This window comes from Rummeliibacillus sp. NPDC094406, assembly GCF_044763875.1.
Lineage (GTDB): Bacteria > Bacillota > Bacilli > Bacillales_A > Planococcaceae > Rummeliibacillus.
Map to the genome: position 1 here is coordinate 220,062 of NZ_JBIWGZ010000003.1, position 16,622 is coordinate 236,683.

14 protein-coding genes are annotated in these 16,622 nt (G+C 34.6%); 7 read left to right on the plus strand and 7 right to left on the minus strand.

Annotated elements, in window-relative coordinates:
* Positions 1–45: 45 nt before the first annotated feature.
* The 4 genes from rpoD to ccpN all read right to left on the minus strand — a co-directional run bounded on the left by rpoD (position 46) and on the right by ccpN (position 4,747).
* A complete protein-coding gene (gene rpoD / locus ACIQ4I_RS09490) occupies positions 46–1,194 on the minus strand; it encodes an RNA polymerase sigma factor RpoD (protein WP_403095648.1) in 1,149 nt (382 codons plus the stop codon).
* 33 nt (positions 1,195–1,227) lie between these two features.
* A complete protein-coding gene (dnaG, locus tag ACIQ4I_RS09495) occupies positions 1,228–3,051 on the minus strand; it encodes a DNA primase (RefSeq protein ID WP_403095650.1) in 1,824 nt (607 codons plus the stop codon).
* 229 nt (positions 3,052–3,280) lie between these two features.
* Positions 3,281–4,096, minus strand: a complete 816-nt coding sequence (locus ACIQ4I_RS09500) for a pyruvate, water dikinase regulatory protein (protein WP_403095652.1) — start codon at positions 4,094–4,096, stop codon at positions 3,281–3,283.
* 12 nt (positions 4,097–4,108) lie between these two features.
* Entirely contained in the window at positions 4,109–4,747 is a 639-nt protein-coding gene (gene ccpN / locus ACIQ4I_RS09505; protein ID WP_403095654.1) for a transcriptional regulator CcpN, read from the minus strand.
* A 317-nt stretch (positions 4,748–5,064) separates the two neighbouring features.
* On the opposite strand from ccpN, the gene ACIQ4I_RS09510 reads away from it, so the two are divergent.
* From ACIQ4I_RS09510 to ACIQ4I_RS09540, 7 genes are all read left to right on the plus strand, one after another.
* Positions 5,065–6,447 carry a glycine--tRNA ligase gene (locus ACIQ4I_RS09510; protein WP_403095656.1) on the plus strand — a complete coding sequence of 461 codons (1,383 nt, stop codon included), beginning with the start codon at positions 5,065–5,067 and terminating at the stop codon, positions 6,445–6,447.
* Between the two features lie 427 nt (positions 6,448–6,874).
* Positions 6,875–7,747 carry an ABC transporter ATP-binding protein gene (locus ACIQ4I_RS09515; RefSeq protein ID WP_403095657.1) on the plus strand — a complete coding sequence of 291 codons (873 nt, stop codon included), beginning with the start codon at positions 6,875–6,877 and terminating at the stop codon, positions 7,745–7,747.
* 11 nt (positions 7,748–7,758) lie between these two features.
* Positions 7,759–8,856 carry an ABC transporter permease gene (locus tag ACIQ4I_RS09520; RefSeq protein ID WP_403095659.1) on the plus strand — a complete coding sequence of 366 codons (1,098 nt, stop codon included), beginning with the start codon at positions 7,759–7,761 and terminating at the stop codon, positions 8,854–8,856.
* Entirely contained in the window at positions 8,857–10,149 is a 1,293-nt protein-coding gene (locus tag ACIQ4I_RS09525; protein ID WP_403095660.1) for an ABC transporter permease subunit, read from the plus strand.
* Positions 10,150–11,133: 984 nt separating this feature from the next.
* On the plus strand, positions 11,134–11,361 hold the full coding sequence (locus ACIQ4I_RS09530) for a FeoA family protein (RefSeq protein WP_403095662.1): 228 nt from the start codon (positions 11,134–11,136) through the stop codon (positions 11,359–11,361).
* On the plus strand, positions 11,358–13,370 hold the full coding sequence (feoB, locus tag ACIQ4I_RS09535; protein WP_403095664.1) for a ferrous iron transport protein B: 2,013 nt from the start codon (positions 11,358–11,360) through the stop codon (positions 13,368–13,370). The genes ACIQ4I_RS09530 and feoB overlap by 4 nt, the downstream gene beginning before the upstream one ends.
* A gap of 19 nt (positions 13,371–13,389) precedes the next feature.
* Positions 13,390–13,578, plus strand: a complete 189-nt coding sequence (locus ACIQ4I_RS09540; protein ID WP_403095666.1) for a FeoB-associated Cys-rich membrane protein — start codon at positions 13,390–13,392, stop codon at positions 13,576–13,578.
* A gap of 106 nt (positions 13,579–13,684) precedes the next feature.
* On the opposite strand, the gene ACIQ4I_RS09545 is transcribed toward ACIQ4I_RS09540, so the two are convergent.
* From ACIQ4I_RS09545 to ACIQ4I_RS09555, 3 genes are all read right to left on the minus strand, one after another.
* Positions 13,685–14,458, minus strand: coding sequence for an IclR family transcriptional regulator (locus ACIQ4I_RS09545; protein ID WP_403095668.1), 774 nt, complete (start codon positions 14,456–14,458; stop codon positions 13,685–13,687).
* Between the two features lie 77 nt (positions 14,459–14,535).
* Positions 14,536–15,693, minus strand: coding sequence for a CaiB/BaiF CoA transferase family protein (locus ACIQ4I_RS09550; RefSeq protein ID WP_403095670.1), 1,158 nt, complete (start codon positions 15,691–15,693; stop codon positions 14,536–14,538).
* Positions 15,694–15,800: 107 nt separating this feature from the next.
* Entirely contained in the window at positions 15,801–16,610 is an 810-nt protein-coding gene (locus tag ACIQ4I_RS09555; protein ID WP_403095672.1) for an enoyl-CoA hydratase/isomerase family protein, read from the minus strand.
* Positions 16,611–16,622: the final 12 nt, after the last annotated feature.

The following is a 16,622-nucleotide window of genomic DNA, read 5'->3' on the forward strand; positions in this document are numbered from 1 at the left end:
CTTATTCGACGAAAAAAGACACCCCTAATTGGAGTGTCTTTTATCCTATTCTAGAAAGTCTTTTAAACGTTTACTTCGTGATGGGTGGCGCAATTTTCTTAGAGCCTTCGCTTCTATTTGACGAATACGTTCTCTTGTGACACCAAATACTTTCCCTACTTCTTCAAGTGTACGCGTACGGCCATCATCTAAACCGAAACGTAAACGTAGAACATTTTCTTCACGATCAGTAAGTGTATCTAAGACATCTTCTAATTGTTCTTTTAAAAGTTCATAAGCTGCATGATCTGATGGTGATTGTGCTTCTGAGTCTTCGATGAAATCTCCCAAATGCGAATCATCTTCTTCACCAATTGGTGTTTCCAATGATACTGGTTCTTGAGCGATTTTTAGGATTTCACGAACTTTTTCTGGTGTTAAATCCATTTCTTCACCGATTTCTTCAGGTGTTGGTTCGCGTCCTAAATCTTGAAGTAATTGACGTTGAACACGAATTAATTTATTTATGGTTTCGACCATATGCACTGGAATACGAATCGTACGTGCTTGGTCAGCAATTGCACGAGTTATCGCTTGGCGAATCCACCAAGTTGCATAAGTTGAGAATTTGAAACCTTTACGGTAGTCAAATTTTTCTACAGCTTTGATTAGACCCATATTACCTTCTTGAATTAAATCAAGGAATAACATACCACGGCCAACGTAACGTTTTGCGATACTAACTACAAGACGTAAATTTGCTTCTGCTAATCGTTTGCGTGCTTCATCGTCACCTTGTTCGATACGTTCAGCAAGTGCGATCTCTTCTTTTGCACTTAATAAGTCAACTCTACCGATTTCTTTTAGATACATACGAACGGGGTCATTTATTTTGACGCCTGGTGGAACACTTAAATCATTCAAGTCAAACGTTTCTTCATGGTCTTTGCCTTTAAGTAGACGATCTAAATTTTCTTCATCACCGTCTTTGCCACCTAATTCGATACCATTAGTTTCAAGTTTTTCGATGAATTCTTCTACTGCATCAGCTTCCATTTCATAGGTTTGCAGTTTATCTGCAATTTCTGCATAAGATAATTCACCGTTTTTCTTACCTGTTTCTAGTAAGAATTTTTTTGTTTCTTCTAAAGTATGTTCCAGATCTATTTCTTTTACTTCTGTTTCATCGGTTGAACGTTTAGACTTGTCCGCCACAGGTGTTTCCTCCTTCTAACAATCACTATCCAATTACACTCTTGATAGTGATTTCCTTAAATCAATAACTTCTTGTGAAAGCTGCAATGCACTTCTCATGTCATGCATCTTTTCTGCTTCTTTTATAGCATGGTTTTTATCTTGTATTTGTTGTTCGATTCTAAATTTCTTCACCTGTTTCAAGCAGTCAGAAATTTCCTCTTCAGCATGATTCGGATCACGCTCTACGAGAGCAGCTTCCATAATGATTTTCCGTAGCTCTCTATCACCAATAACTTCTGCAAAGCGTTGATAATCCGCTTTTTGATGTTCTTCATAAAATCCAATAAGGTGAATATAGATAGCCATATAATCATCCCGTACAAAGGGATTTGTACTCTCTTCTTGGCGAATTCTATCTACAACGTCAATGTTGTGTAACATATGTGCTAAGAGTGATCTTTCCGCACGATCAGTCGCTGTGATTTTTTTCTTTTGAAGAGTAAGCTGTTCAGTTTTGGGTAGCACTTGTTGCTCAATTCTTTTAGAGCCTTTTGCAATCTGTGCTTCCTTTTGACGTAATTGCAGTTGTAAAGTTTCTTCAGAAATATTCGTGTCCATTGAAATCTGTTTGATATATAATTCTTTTTCAATGAGTGAAATTCCTTCAACCAAATAATTCAAAGCTTCATCTACATATTGCAATACATCATTTTGGTATTGAAAATTCTTGTTACGTCTTACATACATCAGCATAAATGCGACATATGCTTGCGGTTCACTTATTACTTTTTCTTTAAAAGCTTCTGGTCCAAATTGCTGTATATATTCATCTGGGTCTAAACCTGTTGGAAGAACTGCAACTTCAACGTTTATTCTTTCTGCGTGTAACATTTCAGCAGCTTTTCTTGCAGCTTCCCATCCAGCTTTATCGCCATCATAGCAAACAATTATATGATCAGTAAGACGCTTTAACTTCGTCATATGTTGCATCGTAAGGGCAGTTCCCATAGTTGCAACCCCGTTAAAGACACTTGCTCTTTTTGCAGAGAGCACATCCATAAAACCTTCAAATAACACAACATTACGTTCTTTTCGTATAATAGGTCTAGCTTGGTCCAAGTTATATAATACTTGTCCCTTATGAAAAATTGGAGATTCTGGGCTATTTAGATACTTAGCATCTTCTCCTCCACTATCCAGAATACGACCTGAGAACGCAATAATCTTACCTTGTTCATCCCGAATTGGAAACATTACGCGGCTTCTGAAACGGTCAAAATAGCCTGATCCGTCCTCTCGTTTAATAATTAATCCGCATTGTTCCATTTCTTCTAAACTAAAGCCTTTTCGTGTTAAAAGTTGAGTTAACGAATCCCAATGGGGCAGGGAATAACCTATTCCATTTGTTTCGATTTCCTCTTTTGTAAACCCTCTTTGTAGCAAATAGTTAAGCCCTTGCTCGCCTTCTTCAGTATTTAAAAGTAAGTGCTGATAATATTCAGCAGCAAAAGCATGGGCATCCTTCATACGTCCTTCTTCTGGAGAAATTGGTTGCGTATGATGTTCCGGTGTTGATGAAATTTCGACATGGATGCCGACACGTTCACCAAGTTTAGCTGTAGCCTCTTGGAAAGAAATATTCTCAATGTCCATTAAAAATGTAATGGCACTTCCCCCAGCGCCGCAGCCAAAGCAATGGAATATTTGTTTATCTGTAGATACAGAAAAAGAAGGCGTTTGCTCCCCGTGGAACGGACATAATCCAAAATAGTTTCTTCCACGTTTTGTCAACTGTACAAAGTCGCCAACAACGTCTACAATATCCGCTTTTGAACGTATTTGTTCAATAATCTCTTCAGGTATTTTTTGCGCCATTCCATCACCATCTTTTTTTGCTCATAACTGAATTCGAGATAATTACTATAAAGTCCTTCATTTTTCGACAAAAATTTTTTATTTAAGCTAGTATGGGCAAAATCCTTGTAATTATTTTTACCACAATTTTTTATTATAAAACATTTCACTTGAAATTTCTATCACTTTTTTGATATTTTATTGATAAAACACAAAAAAACCTCCCCTGAAGGAGGGTTCCACACTCATATCATTGGTGTGATGATTGAATACGATGGATAATATCATTTGCTGTTTCTTCAACAGCTTTGTTTGTAACATCAATAACTTGACAATCAATACGATCAACTACACTTTTAAAATGTACTATTTCTTCATTAATACGTTCAAGTTTTGCATAGTGAGCACCATCATTTAATCCTAATGCAATTAAACGTTCTTTTCGTATGCTATTTAGTTTTTCAGGAGAAATCACAAGACCGAAGCACTTAGCTGGATCCACTAAGAATAATTCTTCTGGCGGTTCCACTTCTGGTACAAGTGGTACATTCGCTACTTTATACCGTTTGTGTGCTAAAAATTGCGAAAGTGGTGTTTTAGAAGTACGAGACACACCAATCAATACGATATCGGCTTTTAGTAATCCTCTTGGATCACGACCATCGTCGTATTTTACTGCAAATTCAATCGCCTCTATTTTTTGAAAATAGTCATCATCTAATTTACGGACCAACCCTGGCTCTTCCAATGGTTCAATTTGAAGTGTTTCCCCTAGCATTTCCATAATTGGTCCCATTAGGTCAACAGCTGGAATTTCTTTTTTTATGCATATGTTGCGTAAAAATCCACGCATAACTTCTTTTACTAATGTGTAAACAATAATTGCATCCTGCTCTAATGCAAGATGAACAATTTCAGTTAATTGTTCTTTACTTTCCACATGGGGGAAACGTTGAATCTTCGTATCCTGCATACCAGGTCTAAATTGACTGATAGCTGCTTTTGTTACTAGATCACCTGTTTCTCCCACAGAATCTGAAATGATAAAAACAGATAAATTATTCATGGAAGCATCACCTCACAAATCATGATTTTCAGCAAGCGATAGAAACGCTCGTGTAATATTTGTTTTTGTCAAACGACCTATGACCTCTAAGCCATCTGGATGTTCGATTACGACAGGTAATGCATCTATTTGTCTTTCAATAAGTTTATGAGCTGCCTGAATTAAACCGTCTGATTTAAAGCAAAATGCTATATTTGGCATCCTCGTCATGATAATATGTACGGGAATATGATTTAAATCTTGACTACCTATGCTTGTGCGAAGTAAATCTTTTCTTGAAAGCACACCAGTCAAATAAGAATTATGATCTACGACAAATATTGTACCCACATCTTCTAAAAACATTTGACAAATGGCATCATATACAGAAACATTCTCAGAAACTACAACCGGAATCGATTGGAAGTCTTTCACCTTCATATTCGTCATGCTATCGACAACAGCTTGGTTTGTCTTTTTACCGGAGTAAAAATAACCAACACGCGGTCTAGCATCCAAAAAACCTGCCATTGTTAAAATGGCTAAATCTGGTCTAAGTGTCGCTCTAGTCAGTGAAAGACGCTCAGCTATTTGTTCCCCAGTTATAGGGCCATTTCCCTTAACAATTTCTAAGATCTCTTCCTGACGTTTGTTGAGTTCTATTGGACTCACCGCCTCAAAAAGTGTTATACTCATTCCTAATTATTATATACTACTTTCGAATATATTGCGAAGAAAAGAATCGCATGTTACAATGTCAACAAAACAAATAAGCGATGAACGGTCAATAAGTATGATTTCATCATAAAGCGAGTAGAGATGGTGAAAGTCTACACGAAATCAGAAAAAGGCAGCCGGGAGCTAACTTTTTGAAAGAGGATTACTTTGGTAATCAATCGGGGTGGAACCGCGGGTCAATAGCACTCGTCCCCGGGTACAAATATGTGCCCGGAGACGGGTGCTTTATTATTTAATGGAGGGATAATCTAATGACAAAAACAATGGAAAGTATCGTAAGCTTAGCCAAACATCGTGGCTTCGTCTTCCCTGGTTCAGAAATTTATGGAGGCTTAGCAAACACTTGGGATTACGGTCCACTTGGTGTTGAACTTAAAAACAATGTAAAAAAAGCATGGTGGCAAAAATTCGTTCAAGAATCACAATATAATGTTGGTCTTGACGCTGCTATCTTAATGAACCCAAAAACTTGGGTAGCATCAGGTCACGTTGGTAACTTTAACGACCCGATGATTGACTGTAAACACTGTAAAGCTCGTCACCGTGCAGATAAATTAATCGAAGACGCAGCACTTGCTAAAGGTGAAGAAATTATCGTTGATGGTATGCCTTTCGATAAAATGGCAGAAGTCTTAAAACAATATGACGTTCACTGCCCTGATTGTGGCGAACAAGATTTCACTGAAATCCGTCAATTCAACCTTATGTTCAAAACATTCCAAGGTGTTACAGAAGAATCAACAAACGAAATTTTCCTACGCCCTGAAACAGCACAAGGTATTTTCGTTAACTTTAAAAACGTTCAACGTTCTATGCGTAAACGTACTCCTTTTGGTATCGCACAAGTTGGTAAATCATTCCGTAACGAGATTACTCCAGGTAACTTCACTTTCCGTACACGTGAATTTGAACAAATGGAACTTGAATTCTTCTGCAAACCAGGTACAGAACTAGAATGGCATGCATACTGGAAAGAATTCTGTAAAAAATGGTTATTAAACTTAAGCATGAATGAAGATTCTATGCGCCTTCGCGATCACGAAGATGAAGAACTTTCTCACTACTCAAACGCAACAACGGATATTGAATTTAAATTCCCATTTGGTTGGGGCGAACTATGGGGCGTTGCATCTCGTACAGATTTCGACTTAAAACGACATATGGAACACTCTGGTGAAGACTTCACTTACATTGATCCAATTTCAAACGAACGTTATGTACCATATTGCATCGAACCATCACTTGGCGCTGACCGTGTAACATTAGCATTCTTATGTGATGCATATGATGAGGAAGAATTAGAAGGCGGAGATTCACGTACAGTACTTCGATTCCACCCTGCACTTGCACCATTTAAAGCAGCTGTACTACCACTTTCTAAAAAATTAGCAGAACAAGCTACTGATGTATGGGCTGAATTACGTAAAGCATTCCCAGTAGATTATGATGAATCACAATCAATTGGTAAACGCTACCGTCGCCAAGACGAAATCGGTACACCATTCTGTATCACATACGATTTCGATTCAGTTGAAGACGGTCAAGTAACAGTTCGTCATCGTGATTCTATGGAACAAAAACGTATGCCGATTGCTGAAGTAAAAGCTTATATTGAACAGTATCTTGCATTTTAATTTCTAAAATTAAACAGACATAACTCTTTTCAACTACAACTAGATAAGTTAAAACCAACATCCTTTAAGGGAGGTGACTCAATGTCACCTCTCTTTTTTTCGTAAGTGCTTTAAAGTTTAAATGTAGCCATTATATAGACTTCAAAAAGTATATCGATCATTTCTTTACAATCAAAAGATTGCTGTATTTAAGAAGAAAGGTAAAGAATGGTTAAAGCGTCTATCCAAACACAACGTAAAGCCTAGGTAATACAGTAAAACAACTCTCCCCTTCACAAAACTGAAAAATTGTTATCAAACAACACCGAACCTAATATATTATTATTTGAATTTACTGATTTTTTAATTTACATTTATTATACTATTGAGGTAATATTTAGTTTAATAATGTATTATATAAATTTTAATAGATAAGGTGGGAATATTATTGACCATTCTTTCAATCAAAAATCTATCTAAGACCTATAAAAGTCACCAAGTTTTAAAGAATATAGATTTACAAATTAACTCTCCAGGAATTTGGGCATTAGTTGGTCCAAATGGATCTGGTAAAACTACCTTTTTAAATACGATTACGAATTTGCTTCCTGCCACTTCGGGAAAAATTGAATTGGTAGATAAACCTAATACGGATTCAGATGTTTTTAAAGAAGTTTCCTTTTTGCAGGATAATACCGTGTTATTTGATTATTTAAACGGATATGATCATCTAAAATACATTTGTGATGTACAGGGTATCAATAAAAAACGAATCAATGAGGTCGCGAAATATGTAGGAATGGAACATTATATAAAAAAAAGAGTAGGTAATTATTCTCTGGGTATGAAACAGCATCTTCTTCTAGCAATGGCCATTATAAATAAACCCAAACTTTTATTATTAGACGAGCCTCTGAATGGACTCGATCCTACAAGTGCTATATTAGTTCGAAAAATTTTAATTGAACTATCTGAAAGTGGAACAACTATTCTATTATCTTCTCATAATTTAGCCGAAATTGATCGTGTTACATCTCAAATACTATTTTTAAAGAATGGTGAATTAATAGAAGAAAATATGCAATCTTACGAAACTACCTATTATTATTTTGAAGTCAATGACAAATTTCATGCGTTAAGAATGTTAGAAGAACTACATTATACTGTAGAACAATTTGAAAATGGTCTTAAAGTAAATTTAGGCAACTATCAACTTCAACGTTTACTTGATGAATTAAAAGCAGCTGAGATTACAATATTGGACATGTATAAAGAAGTAGCTGGTTCAGAAAAAAGATATGAAGAATTATTTGAAGTGTGAGGTTGACGAATATGAAGCTCATATTATTCGAATTTAAGAAAATTGTATGTTCTAAAGTTTTTCCTTTTTTTCTATTAATTACTTCACTTCTCATTACTGTTTATTTTATCTTCAATGTTGCCCATCAAGAAACTATTCCATCAAAGAAAATCGAACAGTTTTCAAAACATGCTAGTCATGTTCTCTCCCAATTTCAAGGTGATCAAAAAATTCTTGAAAAGGGGCCTAATCCCGAAATAGAAAAAAGAATTGAGATAGCAGGAACTTTATACGATCAACTAAAAGAATTGACTCAAGCAATAGAAGCTGGTAAATGGAAAAAGGAACTTCAATTAGAAAATAAGGTTTATATTTCAGCGATGCAATTTCAATATGTAGATGGTAGTTTTTCAATGAGTCAAGAAGATATGAAAAAAACAATGCGTTATAATAATGAATTACTAGTTAGAGGATTACCAAAGGAAGATTTAGATTACTCCATACAAACGTCTATTTTCATGAAAAAAATACTGTCTTTTCTCCTTACTCCATTTCCTTTTATCATTCTGCTTGTCATATTAAGTATTTTTATTACGAAAGAGTTTGAAGAACAAAATATGAAATTAGTATATTCTCTCCCCATTTCAAAATTGAAATATATTTGCATAAAGTATGTTAGTTTACTACTTACCGGAATTATTTGGTTAGGAGTTATTTTCATCTTATCTTATGCTATTCCTTCTATATTCGGTGAAAATATTGGGGATGTCTTTAATTATCCTTTGTTCGCAAATTCTGGTGACTTTGTGAGTTCAGGTGAATATTTGATGAGGGCTATTGTTTCTAGCATTTGTTTTATGAGCTTTGTAGTAGCGTTACTTTTATTAGTAAGCTTTTCCGTTAGAAATTTAGTGATTGCAAGTTTAGTTATTGCATTTGTTTTAGGTGGTGCAGTAATCATTACAAAGAATAGTGCGGAAAATTTTTGGAATCCTTTCGTTTACCAAAATATCGATCAAGCGATTCTAAAAACAGTTTCTTATTATCCGATAAGCCTACTTCCGTTGATGATTATTATGATTTTCCTGATTTTCATTACTCTCATGCTAAATCGAAAGCGAGGGATATGAATGTCGAAACTCTTTCTCTTCGAATATAAGAAGATTCTAAAAAAGAAAGTTACATGGATAACTTTCTTGCTATCTTTCATTGCTGTGATTAGTTTTTATTTTTATAGTATGTCAGTATCTGAAAATATTAAAAGTCAAAATATTAATAAGCTTGACTATATCATTTCATCTTATAAAAAAATGATTCTTGATATTAACAGTGAAAAAGATAAGTCTGAACAAGATAAAGACGTAGAAAATGTGAAGATGTTATCAACTCAAATTAAAGGATTAAAGAAAAGCATTAAGCAGTATGAAACACAGAAAGAAAATTTAATAAAAGGTAATTGGCAAGAAATTTATTCAAATGAAGCGACTTCCTTAGAGAAACAATTATCTCCAGAATTCAATATAGCGTCTCGCTCCATTGAAAATCAGGAAATATCAAACTTTACGATAAAAGCTACATTTGCAGAAGTAACATGGCTACAAAAGAAAAATGTAGAACCTTTTATCCAAAAAACAGTTTATACGCCTTATGTAGCGTCAATTTATGATCATTTTACAGGTAGTGTATTAGATGAATGGAAGACTACAACGGAGCGTTACTCTACAAATGGATTGTCCTTATTATTTCTATTGATTCAACAATACTTCATACCGATTGTAATTTTACTCGGATGTTTTATTTTTGCGAATACCATTTCATCTGACACAAATTCTAAGAAAAAAGGGCTAAATTTTTATTTTACCCTCCCAATTTATAAAAGAAAGATATATTTTGCTAAATACTTAAGTGGGATAACTTTTACTATGGGCTTTGTGTTGGTCATAACGATTACTCCTCTTATATGTAGCTTATTTTCAGGGGGAATTGGTAGTCTACACTCCCCTGTTCTAGTGTATGAAATCATTAAACCCAATCTTTTCGGCGCTGTAGATGATACAAAAGCTCAATTCCATCTTATTGAACTAAAGGATTATTTACAGCAACTAATTCCTTTAGCAATATTATTAGTACTCTTTTTATATTCTTTTTATTTCATGCTTTCCACAATAATAAGAAATTCAATCGTTTCAGTTTGTATAGTAAGTATCGTTTCTTTTGGTGCAATGAAGCTTTACCCGACAGTCTATAACCCTTTTACTTACATGGATCTTCATAAAATTATAAATAGCGAACTTTCAACAACACTATTTAAGGCGTCTATAAATCTTCAAAATGGTTTATCTACCTTAGTTATAATGGGGTGTATTTCAAGCATTATTGGTTATTTCTTATTCAAAAAAGTAAATACAAATTATTACTATTGAATAATTTTAGATGTAATCAAAGTTGGTTTAGTTAATTTATCAAGCGTGTTGATTAGGATAAAATAGGAAGATTATTCTTCTGTAATTAACTTTCAAGGTGCTCGTGTATCATTGTTCATTGATTGTAGCAGAGGATTGCTCGACTCCCGCTGGAAAGCAAGCAATCCGTAGCGGGTATCGTTTGATCATCCATTTTAATGGAGAAAACCGGATGATCAACACACATGTTTAATAAATATTCACATTTTATATAATGGTATTTCTATAAATAATCTGATTCAAAAATTAATTTTTTATGACTAGTGAAATATATTAAAAATCAAACATTGACCCCTAGTCCCACTTGTAAAAAAGTAAATAAAAAGCCTTGCTAAATGACACAGCAAGGCTTTTATTTTTTTCTAAATATATCTTATTAGTATCTATAGGTTATTCGAAATCAACCTAAAATTGACTTCTTCTAAGAGTATTCTTATGAATCTGAAAGACAGGAGTAAGATCAATAATTTTTACAGCATTTTTAAAGTTTAGCCATGTAAATCAATTTCATAATCCAATTATTTAATAAAGTACACGAACATTAAATGGGCCATTGTTATATACCATATCTATTAGAACATTGTCTATGAAGCGGAAGATGGCGACTCCTGCGGGAAAGCGAGACAGGTGAGACCCCGCAGAGAAGCGCGGAACGGGCTTCCGAGGAGGCTCAACGCTCGCCCGCGGAAAGCGCCATCTGGAGCGGCATACTGAGTAAATACTGAGTAAATACTGGAAATGAAATATTATTCGAATTATTGAGTTGTTTATTTAGAAAATATTTGTATTTTTTAACTAGAAAAACATTTATGAAATTGATTCATGTATGTTGCATACCATATAATGCTTTCTATAAAAAAATTCCCATTCTAGTATCGACTATCTAATTGAGAAATGTTATCATATAATCAAAAAGTAATATCCTTGTCTGTTGGAGGAATTCAAATGTCACTTAATGAGTTAGAACTTGGAGAAAAAGCGGTAATTATTAATTTGTCTAATTTAAATAGATATGTAAAACGAAGATTATTAGATTTTGGAATTTTAGAAGGTGAAGAAATAGTGCTAAAAAATCGTATGCCATTTCATGGTCCTTTTATGCTTGAGCATAATGGGCAAATTTTAGGAATTCGTTTTAAAGAAGCATCATTAATCGAGATTAAACCATCATGATAAATATTGCATTAGTAGGAAACCCAAATACAGGAAAAACCTCACTATTTAATTATCTAACTGGTTCATATGAATATGTTGGCAACTGGAGCGGAGTTACCGTTGAAAAGAAAGTTGGTACATTAAAAAATAAAACTGGACATCTCATTGATCTTCCTGGTATTTATACTTTAAGCCCATTATCAAAAGATGAAAGTGTTGTTTCAAACTATTTTATTTCTGAATCCTTTAATGGCATTGTAAATATAGTTGATGCATCCCAATTAGAACGCAATTTAGTTTTGACAATTCAACTCCTTGAATATGGAAAACCAATTGTGATTGGCATGAACATGTCAGACGTTGCAAAACAAAGAGGAATTTCATTAAATGAAGAAAAACTTTCAAAAGAATTGAAAGTACCTGTCATTTCGATAGTTGCTCGCTCCGGTAAGGGCTGTAACATAATGATGGATCAAATTTCAACTATCGAAACAAAGGATCAACACCCTCTTAAACTTGATTATGGTGAAATTTTGGAAAATGGGATTGACGAGTTTTTTGAACTAATTCCATCACAAACAGTTCAAAACCTTCCACTTCGATGGCTTGCACTGCAATTCTTTGAAGGTAATCAAACCGTACGGAGCTATTTAAATACGCTTACTTCTAGCGAGAAATTGGATGAACTATTTAAAAAAGTAGAAAATCAAATTAAGAATTCTAGCAATATTCAAAGTCTATCACAATGGATCTATAGCGTTAGAAAGGATTATATTTCTTCTATTTTAGATCAATCTCTAGAAAAAGAACGTACTAATCAAATTCCGTTATCTGATCGAATTGATGCGATTGTTACAAATAAACTTTTTGGAATTCCAATCTTTCTAATATGTATGTTGTTTATGTTTAAACTAACGTTTGATTGGTTAGGAACTCCGCTTTCAGATTCACTAGATTATTTTATATCAGGTCCATTAACTTCGTGGATTTCCACATTACTTCAAAGTTTAGGGACTTCTAATTTCATTCAGTCATTAGTATTAGATGGAATTGTAGCTGGTGTCGGTGGAGTAATCGTCTTTATACCGCAAATTTTTATTTTATTTTTCTTCATTTCATTTCTTGAAGATTCTGGGTATATGGCGCGTGCAGCACTTGTGATGGATAAGCTAATGGAATCAGTTGGCCTAAACGGTAAGGCTTTTATTCCAATGATTATCGGTTTTGGCTGTAATGTCCCAGGTGTTATGGCAGCAAGAACAATTGAACAACCGAAAGAACGATTAATCACCATTCTGTTAACACCTTTAATGTCATGTTCAGCAAGATTACCTGTTTACGCATTATTTGTAGGAGCTTTTTTTGCTAAACATCAAACGATGATTGTGTTTTTCCTTTATGTATTAGGAATTGTTTTAGCACTTCTTATGGCTAAAATATTCTCTAAAATATTACTAAAAAACGAAACATCTATATTTGTTGTAGAATTACCGCCTTATCGAATTCCACAAACTAAGACATTACTTCGTAGCACTTGGGATAAAGGAAAAGGATTTATCCGTAAAGCTGGTACCTTTATATTCGGTGGATCTGTAATCATTTGGTTATTATCTTATGCGGGCCCGAATGGACTAGGCGTAGAGATGGATGATAGTTTCCTTGCGATAATTGGTGGATTATTTGCACCTATACTTGCACCACTAGGATTTGGTACTTGGCAAGCAGGTGCATCTCTGTTAACTGGATTTTTGGCAAAAGAAGTGGTTGTATCAAGTATGAACATTATTTATCATGCACCGAACATGGATAGTCTACAAGGCTTATTGACACAGGCTTATACACCACTTTCTGCATTTAGTTTTATTGTATTCATACTGTTGTATGTACCTTGTTTGGCTACTGTTGGTACGATCAAAAAAGAAACAGGTTCGACAAAGTGGACATACTTTTCAATTATTTACGCATTGATACTAGCCTATATTATTTCGTTGATCATTTATCAAGGCGGTAAGTTGTTAGGATTCTAGCTGAAAGGAAGCGGGACAAATGATTGCCAGTATTATAATAGGTACTATCATTTTTGGATATGCAGGTTGGACAATTTACCGTCATGTTCAAAAAAGTAAAGAAGGTAAATGTGGAGCTTGTGAATTGAAAAATAATTGTAAAAGTGGCTGTGATATCAGCGCATTGCAATCAAATTCTAAAAACCATTTTGAATCATTAAATAAATAATTATTAAAATCAAAGCTCCCCTCTTCTATTTCGGAAGAGGGGAGCTTTTTACTAGTACTCTTTATTAATCTAATAAGAAAATTGTATTCGATAGAAGTATCAGTTTTTAATAAAGTTGTGATTCAATTGCTTTCGATGCCGCAAGTACACTTTCTGTTAGTTGAGTTTTATCATAATCATCGTTTCTTACAACAGGAATAACAATAGTAATGGAAGCTACTGGTCGACCATCAGCTAATCGAATAGGAGCACTGACAGAAAATGCACCTTTTACTCGTTCACTATTGCTGATCGCATAACCTTGTTGGCGAATTTCCAGTAAATTCTCTCTTAATTGTTCCTTGGAAATAATCGTATTTTCCGTTATTCCAATTAACTCAACTTCCTCTAAATATTGTTCAAACTCATCTATAGGTAAAAAAGCAAGCAAACTTTTTGAAGAAGCACCAGCATAAAGTGGAGATGAATCCCCTACATAAGTTTTGGTGCTTAAGGCAAATGTACTTTCAAAGTTTAATATACATCTACGCTCTTTTCCATCAATTACGTTTAGAGATATACTCTCACCCGTTGATTCATTTAATTTGCTTAATATTGGTTTTGCTACTGTTAATAAGCTAGATTCTTCTTCTACAAGTCTTCCTAGAAAAAGTAAGGATAATCCTAATTGATACTGTTTCGTTCTTTCATCCTTATGAAGAAATCCTTCACATACTAGTGTAGTAAGGAATCGTTGTAGACTGGATATTGCAATGCCTGTTTTTTTATTCAGTTCGGTCATTGAAAGCTGTGGTTCTTCTTTACTAAATGCATTTAATACCTTAATAGCCTTCTGCACGGACTGCATGGTGTAATTATTGCTATTATTTTCTTTGTACATCCAACCACCGGCTCTCTATCATTTTTCTTCTCTTACTATATCAGAGTTATTCGATGATTGGTTAAAATAAATCGACATTAGCCATTTTTACTATCCGCAGCTATATGGAAAAATTGATTGGTATGCTCACCTAGAATCGGCGGTGCTAATTTATAATCAATGTTTAATCCAGAAAATTGCATAGGGTTCTTAATGAATTTCACTTTCCCATATTGTGGATGTTCTATTTCTCCAATCATATCTCTTGCAATGAGTTGTGGCTGTTCTAAAGCTTCAGCAATTGTATTTACACGGCCACCTGGAATTTTAAAGTTTTGTAATTGTTCAATCCACTCATCTCTCGTTTTTTGAAGTAGGATTTCTGCTATTTTTTCAACTAGCTCCCTTTCATTCTCTTTCCTTTTCGTATTTGTTTTGAAACGCTCATCTTGAGCCCATTGTTCTCTGTCAATCATCTTACAAAACTTTTCAAATTGACGATCATTTCCGACACAGACCATTAAAGGACCATCCGAACATTGAAATACTTGATAGGGTGCAACATTATTATGGCTATTTCCAAGCCTTTTCGAAATTGTTCCTCCGTTTAAATAACTACTTGCGACATTCGCCAAGTTGCTAACTTGTACATCTAATAAGGATAAATCAATACATTGGCCCTCATTTGTAATATCACGCATTCGTATTGCAGCTAAAATACTGATAGCTACATAATGTGATGTCAAAATGTCAGCAATCGGTATGCCTACTTTTGTCGGATCCCCATCTATTGCACCAGTTACATCCATTAATCCACTCATTGCTTGAATAACTGGATCAAATCCCGGTTCAGTAGCCAATGGACCAGTATGACCAAATCCAGTAACCGAGCAATAAATGATTCTCGGATTTAATTTCTTACAGTCCTCATATCCTAAGCCCATTCTTTCCATATCGCCTGTTTTGAAATTTTCAAGAATGATATCTGCATCTAACAGTAACTCTTTAAAAACTTGACGATCATTTTCTTCTTTCAAATTTAATATGATTGACTTTTTGTTTCTATTCGCACAAAGATAGTACGTACTTTGGTCATTCGTAAACGGTCCCCAATCACGCGTACTATCCATACCATTTGGATGCTCCACACGAATTACTTCTGCTCCTAAATCTGCCAAAATCATTGATCCAGCTGGTGCTGCATAGACACGAGATAAGTCTAAAATACGTACATCTTCTAATGGCTGTTTCATCATTTATCACCTACTCTCATCGATTTTTCTGTAGCTCTCTTATGATTAATAACAAGATGCTTCCGCATTCTAATAACATAGAGCGTGGACGAAAATAACGCCTCTATGAATTACTTATTGAATACCGATTTTCTCTTTTCAACCACTGCTTTTACGCCTTCTTTGTAATCAGGTAATTCTGTCACTAGACCCATTTTCGATGAAATATAATCTAAAGATGAACGTAAACTCATAGATTGACTTTGGTACACAGCTCGTTTAGTGAGTTGGATGACTGTTGCTGGTCCATTTGCTAATTTCGATGCATATTCAAGTGTAAATTGTTCAAGCTCGTGATCTGGAACGACAAAAGTAACAAGCCCTTTCTCTTTTGCTTCTTGAGCAGTTAATACTCGTGCAGTCCAAAGCATGTCTAATGCTTGATCAATTCCAACAAGTTTCGGTAGAAAATAGGCACCACCATCACCAGGGACAATGCCAACGTTAACGTAACTTTCTGATAATTTAGTAGTCTCTGCAACAATTCGAATATCACACATTAAAGCCATATCTAATCCTGCTCCAAAGGCAAACCCATGAACTTGTGCAATTACTGGCTTATCGATTTCTTCTAGTAATAATGGCACACGCTGAATTTTCTTCCATAAAGAATTTTTTCGCGCAAGTGCTGTTGATGTTACATCATCAGAACTTTCAAAGAAGCCTTTATCAGACCCCATCGCCTTAATATCGCCACCTGCACAGAAGCATTTACCATTCCCTTTTACGATTAAAGCCCGGATATCATCCGAATCGCGAACAGTTTCCAATGCGTGAATCCAATTTAATATCATTTCTTCACTAAAAGCATTCATGCTGTTAGGACGGTTTAAAGTGATTGTGGCAATATGATCCTGGACATCAAATAATAAGTCAGTCATCTATAGTCCCCC